The organism is Staphylococcus marylandisciuri (genome assembly GCF_025519785.1).
Classification (GTDB): domain Bacteria; phylum Bacillota; class Bacilli; order Staphylococcales; family Staphylococcaceae; genus Staphylococcus; species Staphylococcus marylandisciuri.
The window spans coordinates 72,085-89,069 of sequence record NZ_JAOPKZ010000002.1 but is presented as its reverse complement, the minus strand read 5'-3'; the positions used below and the strand labels follow the sequence as shown (position 1 = coordinate 89,069).

The following is a 16,985-nucleotide window of genomic DNA, read 5'->3' as shown; positions in this document are numbered from 1 at the left end:
TAAAAAGATTTCTGTCCCGCTTTTTTAGGGATTGATATCCCAGATTCAAAAAATGAGGTGATTACAAGCCTTTACACATGAGAAGAAACAAACTGCTACTTACATGAGGACGAATTGGCTAAATAAGTCTAGGGCTCGTTTAGTGATGCTCATCAAGTTAGCATCGCTCCACTTACGACTACGACAATATGTCAATATTGTTTCTGGGTCCGACACATTTTTAGGGAAGTTGACATCCTTATTAATCGCAGTAGCCAATTCACCTAAAGGCGTATCGTCACCTAGAAAATTCTGCATAAAATCGTAAAAAGTCAATACATCACCTCTTTATAGCCAGAATTATTATACCATAAAATAATTGCTCTAATAAATCTATCTTTCTAGACTTTGAATTTAATAGTTATTTATAATAAATATGATAAATCGACAATTGTAAATGATTTGTATTTGAGGTTAAGCAAAAGCTATTAACTGTTTGTAATGAGGGTAATATAGAAAGTAAATGAAAGGCAAAGGAGCGAGAATGTGGATATTAAGCAGATGACTTACTTTGTGGAAGTAGTTGAGCATGGCGGTATGACTAAAGCTTCTAAACATTTATATATCGCCCAACCCACAATCAGTAAAGCGATCAAAGATTTAGAGAGTGAACTCGCTATGCCTTTGTTTGATCGGAGTAAAAGGCAACTTGCGTTGACTGATGCAGGAGAAGTCTTCTATCAAAAAAGTAAAGAAATCATCAATTTATTTCATGATTTACCTAAAGAGATTAATAGCTTATTAGGATTAGAAACGGGTCACATTAGTATAGGGTTATCCGCAGTAATGAACATGAATCAATTCATAGAAGTGTTAGGAGAATTTCATCAGCGCTACCCGAATGTTACTTATAACTTAGTTGAAAATGGCGGTAAGATGATTGAATCACAGTTAATAAATGATGAAATAGATATAGGAATTACTACTTTGCCGGTGGACAAAGCGATCTTTAACTCCTTACCGTTATATCAAGAAGAACTCAGATTAGTAACGCATGCCAATCATCCCTTAGCTGCACAACCTTCCGTTCAACTTAAAGAGTTGGCACATGAAGACTTTATCTTATTTAATGAAGATTTCTATCTTAATGATAAGATCATTGAAGCGACAAAGAATGCTGGCTATATTCCTAACACGATTTCTAAAATTTCACAGTGGAATTTTATAGAAAATCTGCTTAATGCTCACCTAGGCGTTAGCATTTTACCTGAAAATATAGTGAAAATGTTAGATAGTAACTTTAAAAATATAAGAATTGATGATAAATCAATGTCTTGGGAGCTCGGTGTTGTGTGGAAAAAAGATAAGTATTTGAGTTATGCCACGCGACAATGGATTGAGTTTATGAAGAAACATTTATAACACATGAAAATAAGTTATGAAAGTGAGCGCTTCCATAGAAAAAAGTAATAAGTCTTATTTAAATTCAATATTTTTAATCAAGCGTGGTATGAATTAAAATATATAGTGTACAAAAGAGATAAAGTTTAACTAAATCTTTTGAGAGGGATGAAACACAAAATGCAGTTTGCTTGGAAAGTAGTGCGGACGCTACTTCAAATACTGTTGTTAATGGGGATAACGTATTTAGGAAGCCTCATCCAAAGCATCTGCCATATACCTATCGCTGGAAGTATAGTGGGTTTAATACTTCTCTTTTTACTTCTACAATTTAAGATTATTCCAGAAAAATTCGTAAGTTCAGGAGCAAACTTTTTTCTTGCGACAATGATTTTCTATTTTGTACCATCCGTTGTGGGCATTATGGACGTGGCTTCAGATATAAACTTAAACTTCATAGTTTTCTTTATACTCATCATCTTTGGAACGTGTTCTGTAGCGCTTGTCTCAGGTTATATAGCTGAAAAGATGGTTAAAAAGGTGCATAGAAAAGAGGGTGATAATTAATGCAATTTATTCATGCCCTCCTGATGATCGCATTAACTGTTGTAGTCTATGCAGGAGCTCAAAAATTACAACGGAAATATCGCTCTCCATTGCTCAACCCAGCCTTAATTGCTTCACTCGCAATCATCGCGGTGCTTCTAGTTAGCGGCATAACATATAAGCATTATATGGTGGGCGGTAAATGGATCAATTATTTACTCAATGTGAGCGTTGTTTGTTTAGCATTTCCGCTTTATCAGAATCGCTATAAAATTTGGGCTCATGCTAAGATCATTTTCACAAGCGTCTTCGCTGGAGTACTCTTTAATTTTTTGTTAGTATTTATAGCGTTGAAATTACTCGGCTATTCGAAAGAAGTTATCGTTACAGTTTTGCCGAGGTCTATCACGGCGGCAGTTGGTATCCAAGTCTCTCATCAACTAGGAGGTACTGACACGTTCGCTGTCTTATTCATTATTACTACTGGCTTGTTAGGTAGCATGATAGGTTCCTATTTACTTCGCATTGGACGTTTTGAGAGTTCAATAGCGAAAGGGCTGACTTATGGCAATGCGTCACACGCTTTTGGAACAGCAAAAGCACTTGAGCTAGACATCGAATCAGGTGCATTTAGTTCAATTGGAATGATATTAACTGCAATACTCAGTTCAATCCTTATCCCAATATTCATCCTGCTACTATATTAGGTTGTTGTATTTGTGTTTGAATAGTAACTCATCCGTTAACTAATAGAAATAACAATTCGAAAGGGGCTTTTCAAAGTGGCAAAAATCAAAGCAAATAAAGCACTCGTAAAAGCATTAGAAGCATGGAATATCGATCATCTGTACGGTATTCCAGGTGACTCAATTGATGCAGTTGTAGATAGTTTACGAACAGTGCGTGAAGATCTTAAGTTCTATCATGTACGTCACGAAGAAGTAGCAAGTTTAACAGCTGCAAGCTACACTAAATTAACAGGAAAAATCGGTGTTGCTTTAAGTATCGGTGGACCTGGTATTGTTCACTTATTAAATGGTATGTATGATGCACAAATGGATAATGTACCGCAACTTATCTTAGCAGGACAATCAAATAGTACAGTATTAGGTACTAAAGCGTTCCAAGAAACAGATATCTTAAAAATGGTGGACGGTGTTGCGGTCTACAGTCACCAAATCACTAAAGATGACAAAGATATCTTCGGTATTGTAAACGAAGCTATCCGTACTGCATATGAGAAAAAAGGGCCAGCCGTACTCGTACTGCCAAATGACTTATTAACACGTAAAGTTAAAGATACTACTAGTAAAAAAGTGGACACTGCTCCACCAGCACGTATGACTCCTAAACCACGTAGTATCAAGAAAGCAGCTAAACTTATAGATAAGAGTAAACGTCCAGTAGCGCTAGTAGGTATTGGTGCTCAAAACGCTAAAGATGAGCTACGTGACTTTATCGAGACAGCTAAAATACCAACAGTGGTAACATTACCAGCTAAAGGTATTCTACCTGACTCTCACCCTTATAATTTAGGTAACTTAGGTAAGATAGGTACTAAGCCATCTTATCAAACGATGCAAGAAGCTGACTTGTTAATCATGGTAGGTACTAACTATCCTTATGTAGACTACTTACCTAAGAAAAATATTAAAGCTATTCAAATTGATACAAATCCTGAAGCTATTGGTCATCGCTTCGATATCAATGCGGGAATTGTAGGCGATAGTAAAGTTGCTTTAACTCAACTTACAGAATCAATCAAGCACGTTGGCGAACGTGACTTCTTGACTAAGACGTTAGAACGTAAAGCAACTTGGGATTCTTGGATGGCAGCAGATAAAGCAAGTGAAAGCAAGCCTATCCGACCTGAACGCTTAATGGACGCTATTAATAAAGTAAGAAAAGACGATGCTGTCTTCTCAGTAGACGTAGGTACTTCAACAGTTTGGTCTACACGTTACTTGAACTGTACAGTAAATAATAAATTTATTATTTCAAGCTGGTTAGGCACAATGGGTTGTGCTTTACCTGGTGCGCTTGCTTCTAGAATTGCTTGGCCTAATCGTCAAGTTATCGGTATAGCAGGTGATGGCGGTTTCCAAATGGTTATGCAAGACTTTGCGACTGCTGTGCAATACGATTTACCGATGACTATCTTCGTTCTGAACAACGAACAATTATCATTCATCAAATATGAACAACAAGCAGCTGGTGAATTAGAATATGCCATCGACTTCACTGATATGGACTTAGCTAAATTCGCTGAAGCTTGCGGTGGAGTAGGCTATACGCTTAAAGATCCTAGCCGTGTAGACGATGTAGTGGCTGAGGCACTTGAACAAGATCGCCCAACAATCGTTAACGTTTATGTCGATCCTACAGCAGCACCATTACCAGGTAAGATTGTTAAAGATGAAGCGTTAAACTATGGTAAATGGGCTTATAGATCAATTACCGAAGACAAAAAATTAGATTGGAATGAAATTCCACCATTATCAACTGCAGCTAAACGTTTCTTCTAATTAAGAAGGACAGATTTAACCTATCTTTTCCCGTATATGAGGCTGGGACATAATGTAATGTCTCAGCCTATTCAACATCTCGGCAGTAGATGACTGATTTGAAAATGCGCTTGCATCAAGCTTTTTTCAATTCTAGTCATCCTTGCCGGGGCGGGACTACGAAATCTTTTTAGTCAAATTAGATTTCTGTCCCGCTCCCTAAGCGTGAGCGTTTCTGTCGACAATCCTGCTTTTGGGACGCCGATACTCGATTGCCCAGAGCCCAGAAACTTAAAGTCTTAACCTCTGTATGCTTTCATTTACAACTTATTAGAGATCTGATATCTAAATTAACTCTTGTGGAAAGGGCTTAGAACTAGGTATAATAAGAAAAAACTAAGCACATGAAAAATATAGACCGTAAAGACATGAGCAAATAGATCACTTACAAGAATCCACAACTCAGAATAATACTTCAAACCATCTTTATTTGCTCGTGTCTTTTTCTATGTGCAACTTTAAATAGAAGAGGAGACATCACATGTTCAAGATATTCTTTGGAATGCTGCAGCGTATCGGTAAAGCACTCATGCTCCCTGTAGCCATATTACCCGCAGCAGGTATTCTGCTCGCCCTCGGTAACGCTATGCACAACGAACAGTTAGTAGAAATCGCCCCTTGGTTAAAGCAAGGGTTCTTTGTATCGTTATCAGGTATCATGGAAGTATCAGGACAAATTGTATTTGATAACTTACCTATCTTATTTGCAGTTGGGACAGCACTTGGTTTAGCAGGTGGGGATGGAGTTGCTGCATTAGCGGCGCTCGTAGGTTATCTCATCATGAATGCAACTATGGGTCAATTCATGTCAATCACAATTAACGATATCTTTAGTTATGCTAAAGGAGCACACGAGCTATCTCAAGCGAACAAAGCGCCTGACTACGCTTTAGTATTAGGTATTCCTAGCCTTCAAACAGGTGTATTTGGCGGGATTATTATGGGGGCGCTTGCTGCCTGGTGCTACAATAAGTTTTACAATATTACACTTCCAGCATTTTTAGGGTTCTTTGCAGGTAAAAGGTTTGTACCTATAGTCACTTCAGCAGTAGCTATAGTGACTGGTATTGCTTTGAGTTTTGTCTGGCCGCCCATCCAACACGGGCTTAACACATTATCAAGTTTCTTATTAGATAAGAATTTAACGCTCACAACGTTTATATTTGGAATTATAGAAAGATCGCTTATTCCTTTTGGCTTACACCATATCTTCTATGCTCCATTCTGGTTCGAATTTGGGCAATACACAAACAAGGCAGGGGAAATTATACGTGGTGATCAGCACATCTGGATGGCACAAATGAAAGACGGTGTGCAATTTACTGCTGGTGCTTTCACTACAGGTAAATATCCATTTATGATGTTTGGATTACCAGCCGCCGCTTTTGCTATTTACCGCCAAGCTCGCCCTGAGCGTAAAAAAGTAGTAGGAGGCCTCATGCTTTCTGCAGCGTTAACATCATTTTTAACGGGTATTACTGAACCGTTAGAATTCTCGTTTCTTTTTGTAGCACCTATTTTATATGTCTGTCATGTCATTTTGGCAGGTAGTTCTTTTCTTATTATGCATCTGTTAGATGTTAAGATTGGTATGACATTTTCAGGTGGCTTTATAGATTACATATTATATGGGCTCTTGCATGCAGACCGTACTCATGCGCTTTGGGTTATTCCGGTGGGCTTAGCCTATGCAGTTATTTATTATTTCTTGTTCAGCTTTATTATTAAGAAGATGAATTTAAAAACACCTGGTCGTGAAGATAATGAAGTAGAAACAAGAGATAGTTCAGTAGCAACCTTACCATTTGATGTATTGGATGCAATGGGAGGAAGAGAGAATGTTAAACATTTAGATGCATGTATTACACGCCTACGTGTCGAAGTGGTAGACAAAGGAAAAGTAGATGTGGGTGAACTTAAAAAGCTCGGAGCATCAGGAGTACTTGAAGTAGGAAATAATATGCAAGCTATCTTTGGGCCGAAATCTGATCAGCTAAAACATGACATGGATTTAATCATCAAGGGTGAGATAACGAAACCTAGTGAAACCACTGTAACGGATTCAGTAGATGATAATGTTGTCCATATTGATGATCAAAAGACTCAAGACGAGATTACAATTAACGCACCTGGTGATGGACGAGTAGTCCCACTAGAAGAAGTGCCAGATCCAGTCTTTAGCGATAAGATGATGGGCGACGGTATAGGTTTCATACCAACCACTGAAGAATTACATGCTCCATTTGATGGAACAGTAGAGACAGTATTTCCTACTAAACATGCAATTGGACTTACGAATGAAGCGGGTGTTGAGCTGCTCATTCACATAGGTATTGATACCGTCAAACTCAAGGGACAAGGTTTTGAAGTGTTAGTTCAAGAAGGAGAACAGGTCCAACAAGGTCAACCTCTCGTGCGTTTTGATTTAAATTATATTAAAAATAATGCAAAGAGCGAGATGACACCGCTTATCTTTACAAATTTACAACACTATCAACTAACTCAAGTAGTTACAGGCGAGGTTAGAGAGGGACAATCTATTATGAGTTTAACTACAAATAACTAGCTCAATTCGTCCTCTATCTTAGGTATATTAAACAATAAGTATCGACTTATTTACGAACTATTTCTAATAATAAAGTCGATACTTATTATTTTCTGCCAATATTTATTGAAAAATTCTGAAATTAAATCTAGAATTAAAATTAAATAAGTTTTTAAAGGGGGGGAGAGGTGTGAAGAAATATTTGAGTATTGCAGTAGATGATCATATCTTCTTAGTTCAACCAGAAATGACCATGTCAGAACAATTGTTTCAGACTATTCAAGCGAATTTGTCATACTTAAAGACGTATTTGAGCTTTATACATGAGGACATGTCATTAGATGAGGAGAAAGATTATCTTAAGATGATGATTGAACAACAAGCCCAAGGTACAGGCAGGTTATTTGTTATTTATTATGAGGACGAGTTAATCGGAACAATTGACCTTCATCATATTGATAAAGAGCACGCTTACGCAGAAGTTGGTTATTGGATTGCTGCTGAATATAGTGGTAAACAGATCATCACTAAATGTTTGGAAACTGTCAAAATGTTTGCCTTTTCTACATTGAGGTTAAACAAACTGATTATCTACGCAGATATCGAGAATCTAGCGAGTGGCCGTGTTGCATTAAAAGCGGGTTTTAAACACGTAGGTGAGTTAAAGCAGCACATACTCGTTCACGGTATGTATAGAAGTCTAAATATATTTGAGTGTTTGAACATGAGTGACAGTGAATAATACCAAGAAACACATCCATCTTATTAAATTCAGAGCCATCTTCCCTACACTGACGTGAAGCTACAATAATGTGAGATGTAGCCAGCTTCAGTTGAAGAGTTGCCCTGATCCACTACGATAACATGCGTAGGGTAGTAGTGTACGTAATGGGGCTGGGACATAAATCCCAGAAAAAATAGCACTCAAATGACTTAGTTCATTTCGTCTGAGTGTTTCTTCTTGGGAGCGGGACAGAAATCTAATTTGAACAAAAAGGTTTTGTAGTCCCACCCCAACTCGCAGTGCTTGTAGAAACTGAATTATCAGTTTCTCTGTGTTGGGGCCCCACCCCAACTCGCATTGCTGGTGGAAATTGATGAACCAGTTTCTTTGTGTTGGGGCCCGGCTCACATCCTAAACGCTTTTGCCCCGACCTCATCTAATTTGTTTGCCTATAAGCTATTCTAAATATAATTAATGATGAGTGTTAGATATTGATGCAGTACCTTTTGGTATTTAGACACTTTGCTTTTATCTACAGGCGTTTTACAATAAAAAGAAAAGCATGCAATTGTAAATGGGGTGAATGAACCAGTGGTAGAACTCAAAAGTATTAAACAGTTTCATCACTTTATTGATAATAATCATCTAGCGTTAGTTCATATTATGAGAGAAAACTGCAGTGTTTGTCATGCTGTATTGCCTCAGATTGAAATGATGTTGAAGGATTATCCAGAGGTAGCACTGGGCATCATTAATCAAACGCAATTAGAGGAGATAGCTGGTGAGTTATCTATCTTTACAGTTCCTGTAGATATCATATATTTAGATGGAAAGGAAATGCACCGGCAAGGCCGTTTTATCGACATGCAAGAGTTCGAATATCGCTTACAACAACTGGTAGATGGAGGAGTTTAAGAAGAGGCTAAACATAGTACCTCGTTCTCACTAGCTGATTGCACTGAAGGTTGAACTGTAGCCAAACTAAGAGGCGACTGCGAATAACTTATTTAGAGAATTATTAAATGTTGTCCATTTCCCTTTAGTAAAAATAAGTTAAAAATTAGATTAAATTGAAAATTGAATGTGACGAGAGTCGTTATATCATGTATGATAGAAATAATTATTTTTATAAAAAGGGGGGCCTTTAAATGCGTATCGAGAGAATTAGTCCAGATGAAACAAAAAATTTATATCATTGTATGAAACAAATTGATAGTGAAAGTCAGTTTATGCTCTACACGCCTGATGAGCGAGACTATAAAGAAGACAGCTTGCGCGATCGAATAAAGCATAATTTCTATATAGGTTTAAAGACGGATGACGGGGATATTAAAGGCTATTCACTGGTGCATATTAGTTCTATATCTAAGATTAAACATATCGGGTATATTGTTACTGGTATAGAGCAAGCCTACCATCACAAAGGTTATGCGACACAGATGTTTGATGAGATTATTAAGTGGTCTAAACGAAAAGGTTTGAGGCGATTAGAATTAACAGTACTTACTCACAATAATCCCGCTATCAAATTATATGAAAAAATTGGTTTTAAAATTGAGGGCATCAAGCGCCAATCTATTTACATGGATGGGCTGTACCATGATGAGCTATATATGGCTTTACTTCTTGACGAGTCTCCGGAAACTATACTTCAATTCTAAACTGATGTGTGTTTTATCTCGAATCGTTTATAAGACGTAATTCAAATCCATTGTAAAGGAACTATTGTAGTATCACCCTAAATTCAAATCAGTTGTGTTAAGAGGCTGGGACATAAAGGTCTTTGACTAGAGAGAAAGGGAGCGGGACAGAAATCTTTTTATTCAAATTAGATTTCTGTCCCGCTCCCTCGTTAAAATGATTAGGCGAGTATACTTTTTATACATTACATCTTTACATAATTTTTAAAGTTTAAAAGGGTGTATTTTACTAAAATTTTACTAATAAATAAGATACACTAATAGTAAGAGTGCAAGCTAGGAGGTTAATTGAATTGTTAAAGAAAATAACGACGGTAACGACAGCGATAGCTGGTATAGCATTAACATCATATTGTTATGTTCGCTTTAAAGAAAGACGCAGCTATGCTAGCTTTTTATTAGAGCTTAAAATGCGTGCTTCAGGTATGAAAAAGCCTTTCACCAATATATCAGACGCACAAGTTGCGCTAGATAAAGTGAGTCCGCACACTAAAGGATTATTTAAGGGGACAGATTACAAATTTAAACATAAAGCGGATAAATTAGAAGTTAAAAATTCAACGGTATATGTAGTTAATAATCAAGAAAATAGACAACAACCTGTCGTTCTCTATATCCATGGTGGCGCATGGTTTCAAGATCCGTTAAAGTCTCACTTTGAATATATTGACGCGCTTGCTGGGACTTTAAATGCTAAAGTGGTTATGCCGATTTATCCTAAGGTTCCACACGCTGATTACCGCGCTACATTTGACTTGCTTGAAACGATCTATAAACAATTGCTTAAAAGTGTGGAACACAGTCACAAATTAATAATCAGCGGTGATTCAGCAGGTGGACAAATTGGGCTATCTTTCGCTCAGTATTTAAAGCAACTTAAGCTACCTCAACCAAGCAATATCGTATTAAATTCTCCAGTATTAGACGGTACATTTAGTGATCCTAAAGCGAAAGTATATGAACAAATTGATCCAATGATTGGTATTGAAGGTAGTAAATTCTTTCTTGAATTGTGGGCGGGCGATCGCAACTTAACTGATTGGCAAATTTCGCCAATAAATGGTGATCTAACAGGTTTAGGACATATCACACTTAATGTAGGTACTAAAGAGACACTTTTCCCTGAAGCGCTTAAGTTATCGTACAAATTACAAGAGCTTGGAATAAATCATGATTTCATCCCTGGTTATAACATGTATCATATATATCCTATTTTCTCATTACCAGAACGTTATCATTTCTTGCGCACCTTAAAGCAAATTATTAACAAACATTAAACGTCATTGTTTGAGATTAAAGTTATTAAAAATGAATTAACTAAGTATGATATTGAGGTTGCGACGTAAAATTTCTGTGCTTTGGGAAACTGATAAACGGCGTCCCAAAAGTGGGGTTTGCCACAGAAACGCGCACGATTCGGGAGCGGGACAGAAATCTAATTTGAATAAAAAGATTTCGTAGTCCCACCCCGGCAAGGATGACTAGAATTGAAAAAAGCTTGATGCAAGCGTATTTTCAAATCAGTCATCTACTGCCGAGGTGTTGAAGAGGGAGCGGGACAGAAATCTAATTTGAATAAAAAGATTTCGTAGTCCCGCCCCGGCAAGGATGACTAGAATTGAAAAAAGCTTGATACAAGCGCGTTTTCAAATCAGTCATCTACTGCCGAGATGTTGAAAGAGGCTGGGATTTATGTCCCAGCCTCTTTTTCTCTCTAGTCAAAGACCATTATGTCCCAGCCTCTATTTTTTAGGCTTTAGGTCCTAGACCTTCTCCTACGAATAGTTGCAGCAACAGATTTATGACAACTGATCCAGCACTTAATCATTTCTATTAGAGCGTCGTGCCCTCTAGACTTCAAATGATGTACTGTCTGTTACAGCTCTATATTGTGGAAGATTATAATAAAATAGTTGAGCCATTTATAGCTAACAAAGACGCATCGAGACATTAGGGAGTGAATGTACTCGATGCGCTTGACTAGGGGACAAATGTCCCAATATTCAAAAGGGTGAGCGGATTAAGTTAAGGGATGGGTTAGTTAATCGGGATAGTTTTTGTAAAATAATTACATGCATAGTTGATCATAAAGATGTAAATCGCTTTGGGAGTATGAGGATAATGAGCTAATGTGTTTAACGTTCTTAGTATTATCGGCGTCTTGTACAGCACCACGCATATCATTGCCTTGTAAGCTGCCGATAAGGATAAGGACGAGATAAGTACTGCATCCTAATAACATTACTGTGAGGTAGATACCAATAGCCATCTTTACGGGTTTACGCACGAAGTATTGTCCCCCTTACATCAAGTGAATTTGAATAGACTGTTCAGATTCAAGGTTAATGAGCAATATCCTTTGCTCATTTATAACGTACCATAGTAATTTTAATTCAATGTAAATTAAGAGTTAAAAATGTATTTAATTTTCGAAATATAAAATCATCTAAATTTAAGGATAGTTATATTTAATTCAGTATTGTAAATAGTTCTGAAATAATTTAAACTTATTGTATAAGTTTTTGGGGAACGTCGTTTGGTTATGATTTAAAATTTAAATAAAATTTACGTAAGATACAAAAAATTAAAATTGAATTAACAACGATATGCTAGTGTTATCTTTAATAGGGATTTAGAGTATAGACATTACATGCTTTTATGCGTAATAGCACTATATACTTTAACCTTTGCATTATAAATACGGTGTAAATCACCAATAAATTAAAGACTGACACTAGATTTTTTTATGCTATTTTATACATATTAAATTAATAATCTAGTCAGTCACAGAAAATTGTATATGAAAAGAGGGACTCCGACTTGCTATTAATTATTATTTGCGTAGGATTAATACTCTGGCTCGGTATTATTGATAAGCGTAAACATGCGAGACGACTAGAGAAAATTCCTGTGCGTATTAATATAAACGGCATACGTGGAAAGTCGACCATTACACGTCTCATTTACGGGATGTTACGAGAAGATGATTACCGTGTGATTGGAAAGACGACAGGAACAGATGCACGTATGATGTATTGGTTTACACCTAAAGAATATCCCGTATATAGAAAACCACAAGGCGCTAACATAGGGGAACAGCGCGATATTATTCGTAAAGTAGTTAAACAAGATGCGAATGCGCTCGTCAACGAATGTATGGCAGTTAATCCTGACTATCAAATTACGTTCCAAGAGGATTTAGTCAAAGCGAACGTTGGGGTTATTTGTAATGTTATGGAAGACCACATGGACGTTCTTGGGCCTACATTAGATGAGGTCGCTCAAGCTTTCACCGCATCGATTCCTAAAAATGGTCATCTCGTGTTAATGAAAGATGATTATACAGAATTCTTTGTCAGAGAAGCGAAGAAACGCAATACCACGCCAATTGTCATCGATAAAGAAACGATTTCTGAAGATTTCTTACGTCGATTCGATTACTTAGTCTTTCCAGATAATGTGGCCATTGCTATCGGTGTTGCACAGGCGTTAGGTATCGATCAGGAAACGGCTGAACGTGGAATGTTAAACGCGCCGCCTGATTCTGGCGCAGTAAACATTGAATACTTTACTGCGAATAACACGACAAATGTATACGTTAATGCCTTTGCAGCGAACGAACCTCAATCCACGAAAGCTATATTAAACAAGATTGAATCATACAACTATCCTTATTCTAAAAAAGTAGTCATCTTAAATTGTCGGGGCGATAGGGTAGATCGTACGCGAATGTTTGCCGAGAATTTCATCACAGATGTCGATTACGATACGCTCATTTGTACTGGTAAAAGTACACAGCTCGTTACTGAAGTAATGAGATCACAATCCGATAAAAAGTACATGAACTTTGAAGGACACGACATTCACGATGTTGAAGAAGCGGTCATGAATGAAGCAGAGAATGCATTGATTTTCTGTGTAGGTAACATTCATGGTCATGGTAAACAAATAGCACAATATATAGAAAGGATAGGAAAATAACATGATAGGTTCAGAATTATATTTCTCACTATTCGTCGGCATTGTACTCAGTTTACTCTTTGCCGAGAAATTTGGAATTAGTCCAGCGGGGCTAGTAGTACCAGGCTATTTAGCTCTTATATTTGATCAACCGATAATGTTACTATCGGTGCTCATCATCAGTTGTCTTACATATTTCGTTGTCAATCACGGTATTAGCCGTCTAGTTATCTTGTACGGTCGTAGAAAGTTTGCCGCTATGATCTTAACAGGAATGGTCATGAAATTTATTTTCGATTTAATTTATCCTCTGACCCCGTTCGAAATGGTAGAAATGTCAGGTATCGGTGTCGTTATCCCAGGTATTATTGCCAATACAATTCAAAAACAAGGTGCAGTCATTACACTATCAACATGTATGTTATTAACGTGTATCACTTATGTCATTCTATTCTTCTATAGCTTTATTAATTAGTGAGGGGCTAAATTATGAGTAAACAACGATTTACAATATCTGAACGAATTTTAAAATGGACTAAAAAAACGAAAAAGCATAACTTCATCATTATGCTCGTTATCACGATTGTAGCTATTCTATTAATTGCGCTAGCGATGTCCACACAAAAGACTGAGGCTGTGAAAGGAATGGCGAAGAAGAAGAATGACATACAGATGACTTACCTTGGCGATGTAAATATGGACAAACATATGCGTGTCCAAAATTTAAATCACGTCTTTGATGCACTTTCCAACGTGTTGAAACACAGTGATTTTTCAACAGCAAGTTTAGAAACGAGTAAACTTTCAGATAACCGTACAGAAAATATAAAAAAGAACATCGAGAATATCATGTTCTTAAAAGGATTGAACATCAAGAGTTTAAATTTAGTTAATGACAAGCTTGATAATAAACAAATTCAAGATTTAAGCAAGGATGTTGAAAGTCAGACAAGTTATAACTTCTTAACTGGAAATGGCTCTAATCTCATCAATAGTAAAACTGTGCAACAAACTGTGAAAGGGAAGAAAATAGCAACGTTGTCGTTAACAGATACACGCTCTGATTACACCAACTCTCTAAAAAGTACTACTTCTGTAAGCATGGAACCTCGAATCTTTATACCCCTTATCAAGAAGCTTAAAGAACAAAACGATTATGTCGTGGTTAATGCTGATTGGGGGATACCTAATGAACGTCAAGTTACTTCCAGACAACGAGAGTTTGCTCATGCTATAGCAGATTCAGGCGCTGACGTCATCATCGGTCACAATGGGGTCATTCAAGAAGCTGAAAAGTATAAAGATACAAACATCTTTTATAGCATAGGTAATGTTACTTCAGAAGGTTTCTTATCGAAAGAAAAACACGGCCTCGTCGTCCAACAGAATTGGAATGGTAAGGACTCTAAGTTTAAGCTTACGCCTATTAAGACGAAAAGCGGTATCATTTCTGAAGATCATCCAAATAAAGTCGAAGAAACGAAACTCCTAAATAATCTACAAAGTAATAATGTAGGTCTGAAAAAAGAGAACGGAGGGTACGTCTATGAGAACTAAAGAGAAATGGGTTACTGTAGTCATCGTGGCGGTTATATTAGTTATCTTTCTCATGATTACTTTTGCAAAAGCAAATGAAAATCTAGATCACTATGAGAAAGAAGATATTAAGATTGAACGTCAACAATATTTATCTAAAGGAGCCAATTAAGCATGACGATATATAATAAGAAAGTACTCATCGTTATACTCGTATTAGTTATCGTTGTGTCCTTTGTATTTTACTTTCTAACTAAACCTGATAATTATAATAAAGACGATTTATACGAGAATAAGATAGCAAAGCATAATCAAAATTATTCGAAGAAAAATTATGGCGTAGCAACAAATAATCCTATAGCGCAACGTGTAGGAGAAAAGATAATTAAGGACGGCGGAAATGCAGTAGATGCTGCTATTGGTGTTTCGTATGCACTCGCTGTCACAGAACCCCACTCCTCAGGTCTTGGTGGTGGTGGAGCCATGTTGACGTATGATGGTAAAGGAAATCAAGAACCGAATCAATATCAATATAAAGATATTTCTTCATATGGCTTTAAGCAAGGAGATCAAATAGGTACACCTGGCTTTGTGAGAGGTATGCACGAAGTACATTCTAAAGAAGGTAAGATGAGTGAAAAAGATATACTTAATCACGTTATACCACTTGCAGAAGATGGCTTTGAAATAGACTCTGAACTTGAGCGTAGTTTGAAGTTATTCGGTGGCAAGATTGATCGCAATACGCCGTTCTTTAATGGTAGTAAGACGAAACGTCAAGGCGATGTAGTCAAACAACCAGAGTTAGCCAAGACGCTGAAAGGTATTCGAGATCATGGCCCTGATTACTTCTACAACGATATAGGTAAAAGTATTTCTAAACAATTGCATAATAAGTTAAGTGAGAAGGACTTTAAAAATTATAAACCAGAGGAAAAAGCACCAGTAAGCACGAGTTATCTAAATAATAAAGTCTATAGTGGTTCCAACCCAGTGGGGGGAACGCTAATGTTACAAGGGTTAAAAATTGATGAAGGCATCGGAGATTCTCCGTCATTAAACGATAGAAGTGACTACATTCAAGGTATTATTGACGGTCGTGACTTAATGTATCGTAACCGTGATATCGTTAATGGTACTGATATAGATTATGATAAATACCTTTCTCCAGATTACATTTCTGGTGAACTGCAGAAGATTAAAGCAGGAAATGGCTTTCAAAATAGTTTCTCTAATAACTTAGATACGATGTCGACAACACACTTCGTAGTTATTGATAAGAAAGGGAAGTTAGTTAGTACAACTAACACACTTTCAAGTTTCTTCGGTTCAGGTAAATTCATGAAAGAAGGTTTCTACATGAATGATTCCCTATCTAACTTTTCAAAGACACCAACAAGCCCTAACTACGGAGAGAAACATAAACAACCGCGTTCATTCACAGCACCATCTATAGTCGTTGGTCCTGATTTCTACCTCGGTATTGGAACGCCAGGGGGTAACAAGATTCCTACTACCGAGAATGAAGTACTAATTGACTATCTCAGAGGTAAAGGTACGCTACAAGATTCCATTAATAAACCACGCTTCTATAATGATGGTAATAAGATCTACTATGAGAATGCGACTGATAAAAGTGACATAGAGACGTTTAAACGTTTAGGTTATCAAACAGAAGAGAAACGTAACGATCCAAACTTTGGTAGTATCCAGGCTGCATCTTATAATAAGAAAGATCACCGTGTAGAAATTGGTCACGACGTAGGTAATAGATAATATAAAGAACAAGGGAGCGGGACAGAAATCTTTTTATTCAAATTAGATTTCTGTCCCGCTCCTCTCTTTGCTATTGCTGTAATTAGTATAAGTAAATGCCATGCAAGAATTTATAGAGCACATTGAATGCGCCGCAAAGTCTAGCCTCTCATCAATAAACACCACTAGCACATCTTCAGCGCATATTTAAGAGAAGGCGTCAGCATAGCTAGACCCCTAACTACGGCTACTCCAGTATTTGCAATAGTTATCAC

17 protein-coding genes are annotated in these 16,985 nt (G+C 37.0%); 14 read left to right on the top strand and 3 right to left on the bottom strand.

What is annotated here, in order from left to right; all coding sequences use genetic code 11:
• Nucleotides 1-99: 99 nt before the first annotated feature.
• Nucleotides 100-315 (bottom strand): sterile alpha motif-like domain-containing protein, encoded by a 216-nt coding sequence (locus N9R04_RS01455; protein WP_262853948.1) that lies wholly within the window; start codon nt 313-315, stop codon nt 100-102.
• 210 nt (nt 316-525) lie between these two features.
• Between N9R04_RS01455 and cidR the strand changes: the two genes are divergently transcribed.
• From cidR to N9R04_RS01425, 6 genes are all read left to right on the top strand, one after another.
• Entirely contained in the window at nt 526-1,401 is an 876-nt protein-coding gene (gene cidR, locus N9R04_RS01450) for a cidABC operon transcriptional activator CidR (RefSeq protein ID WP_262853945.1), read from the top strand.
• Nucleotides 1,402-1,560: 159 nt separating this feature from the next.
• On the top strand, nt 1,561-1,947 hold the full coding sequence (locus N9R04_RS01445) for a CidA/LrgA family protein (RefSeq protein ID WP_262854363.1): 387 nt from the start codon (nt 1,561-1,563) through the stop codon (nt 1,945-1,947).
• Nucleotides 1,947-2,633 (top strand): LrgB family protein, encoded by a 687-nt coding sequence (locus tag N9R04_RS01440; RefSeq protein WP_262853942.1) that lies wholly within the window; start codon nt 1,947-1,949, stop codon nt 2,631-2,633. Before N9R04_RS01445 ends, N9R04_RS01440 begins: the two co-directional genes overlap by 1 nt.
• Before the next feature lie 75 nt (nt 2,634-2,708).
• Complete coding sequence (locus N9R04_RS01435) at nt 2,709-4,451, top strand: pyruvate oxidase (RefSeq protein ID WP_262853937.1); 1,743 nt, start codon at nt 2,709-2,711, stop codon at nt 4,449-4,451.
• A 520-nt stretch (nt 4,452-4,971) separates the two neighbouring features.
• The gene (gene ptsG / locus N9R04_RS01430; protein WP_262853935.1) at nt 4,972-7,056 is read left to right on the top strand and encodes a glucose-specific PTS transporter subunit IIBC; all 2,085 of its coding nucleotides are present in this window, start codon (nt 4,972-4,974) and stop codon (nt 7,054-7,056) included.
• Nucleotides 7,057-7,225: 169 nt separating this feature from the next.
• Complete coding sequence (locus N9R04_RS01425; RefSeq protein ID WP_262853931.1) at nt 7,226-7,777, top strand: GNAT family N-acetyltransferase; 552 nt, start codon at nt 7,226-7,228, stop codon at nt 7,775-7,777.
• 238 nt (nt 7,778-8,015) lie between these two features.
• Here N9R04_RS01425 and N9R04_RS01420 read toward each other — a convergent pair whose 3' ends face one another.
• Complete coding sequence (locus N9R04_RS01420) at nt 8,016-8,195, bottom strand: hypothetical protein (RefSeq protein ID WP_262853927.1); 180 nt, start codon at nt 8,193-8,195, stop codon at nt 8,016-8,018.
• Nucleotides 8,196-8,338: 143 nt separating this feature from the next.
• Here N9R04_RS01420 and N9R04_RS01415 point away from each other — a divergent pair, with 143 nt between their 5' ends.
• The 3 genes from N9R04_RS01415 (at nt 8,339) to N9R04_RS01405 (ending at nt 10,736) form a co-directional block, all read left to right on the top strand.
• Nucleotides 8,339-8,674 carry a thioredoxin family protein gene (locus N9R04_RS01415; protein WP_262853925.1) on the top strand — a complete coding sequence of 112 codons (336 nt, stop codon included), beginning with the start codon at nt 8,339-8,341 and terminating at the stop codon, nt 8,672-8,674.
• A 233-nt stretch (nt 8,675-8,907) separates the two neighbouring features.
• Nucleotides 8,908-9,420 (top strand): GNAT family N-acetyltransferase, encoded by a 513-nt coding sequence (locus tag N9R04_RS01410; protein WP_262853923.1) that lies wholly within the window; start codon nt 8,908-8,910, stop codon nt 9,418-9,420.
• A 332-nt stretch (nt 9,421-9,752) separates the two neighbouring features.
• A complete protein-coding gene (locus N9R04_RS01405; protein ID WP_262853917.1) occupies nt 9,753-10,736 on the top strand; it encodes an alpha/beta hydrolase fold domain-containing protein in 984 nt (327 codons plus the stop codon).
• Between the two features lie 791 nt (nt 10,737-11,527).
• Here N9R04_RS01405 and N9R04_RS01400 read toward each other — a convergent pair.
• Nucleotides 11,528-11,746, bottom strand: coding sequence for a hypothetical protein (locus N9R04_RS01400; RefSeq protein WP_262853914.1), 219 nt, complete (start codon nt 11,744-11,746; stop codon nt 11,528-11,530).
• Nucleotides 11,747-12,279: 533 nt separating this feature from the next.
• Here N9R04_RS01400 and pgsB point away from each other — a divergent pair.
• From pgsB to N9R04_RS01375, 5 genes are read left to right on the top strand one after another with little or no spacing between them, the layout of a single operon-like run.
• Nucleotides 12,280-13,440, top strand: coding sequence for a poly-gamma-glutamate synthase PgsB (gene pgsB / locus N9R04_RS01395; protein ID WP_262853908.1), 1,161 nt, complete (start codon nt 12,280-12,282; stop codon nt 13,438-13,440).
• 1 nt (nt 13,441) lies between these two features.
• Entirely contained in the window at nt 13,442-13,894 is a 453-nt protein-coding gene (gene pgsC, locus N9R04_RS01390) for a poly-gamma-glutamate biosynthesis protein PgsC (protein WP_262853904.1), read from the top strand.
• An 11-nt stretch (nt 13,895-13,905) separates the two neighbouring features.
• A complete protein-coding gene (locus tag N9R04_RS01385) occupies nt 13,906-14,976 on the top strand; it encodes a CapA family protein (protein ID WP_262854358.1) in 1,071 nt (356 codons plus the stop codon).
• The gene (locus N9R04_RS01380) at nt 14,966-15,127 is read left to right on the top strand and encodes a hypothetical protein (RefSeq protein ID WP_262853896.1); all 162 of its coding nucleotides are present in this window, start codon (nt 14,966-14,968) and stop codon (nt 15,125-15,127) included. The genes N9R04_RS01385 and N9R04_RS01380 overlap by 11 nt, the downstream gene beginning before the upstream one ends.
• Before the next feature lie 2 nt (nt 15,128-15,129).
• Nucleotides 15,130-16,731: a gamma-glutamyltransferase gene (locus tag N9R04_RS01375; protein ID WP_262853891.1), complete on the top strand. Its 1,602-nt coding sequence runs from the start codon at nt 15,130-15,132 to the stop codon at nt 16,729-16,731.
• The last annotated feature ends 254 nt before the right edge of the window (nt 16,732-16,985 follow it).